At 77.0% G+C, this 348-nt stretch carries 1 protein-coding gene; it reads right to left on the minus strand.

Translation table 11 applies throughout. The features are described 5' to 3' along the window. A partial coding sequence (locus D180_RS19180; RefSeq protein WP_304412384.1) for a transcription antitermination factor NusB occupies window positions 1-332 on the minus strand: 332 nt, incomplete at its 3' end. Window positions 333-348: the final 16 nt, after the last annotated feature.

Genomic DNA, 348 nt, shown 5'->3' on the forward strand with positions numbered 1-348 from the left:
TGGCGCGGCCGATCCAGCGCGCGCGTCGCCTCCACCGTCGCCGACAGCGCCGCGTGCGGCGCCAGGCCCAGCGCATCGAGCTGGGCGAAGCCGGCCAGCAGCAGGCCGCGCAGTTCGGCGTCGCGCTGTGGCAGTTGCTTCTGCAGCCACATGCGCAGCGCCGCTTCGTAGGCCGGGCGGCGGCGCAGCACGGCGAAGCAGATCGCCTCCACCAGCGCGCGGTCGCGCGGATCCGGCAGCGTCGGCAACGCGGCGGCCAGTTCGGCCTTGAGCGAGCGGCCGCGGTCGATCACCGCGGTCAGCACGCGGGCGGCAAGCACCCGCGGGGCCACGCCCGGCGGCCACGCA

This window comes from Xanthomonas sp. SHU 166, from assembly GCF_000364685.1.
GTDB classification, from domain to species: Bacteria; Pseudomonadota; Gammaproteobacteria; order Xanthomonadales; family Xanthomonadaceae; genus Xanthomonas_A; species Xanthomonas_A sontii.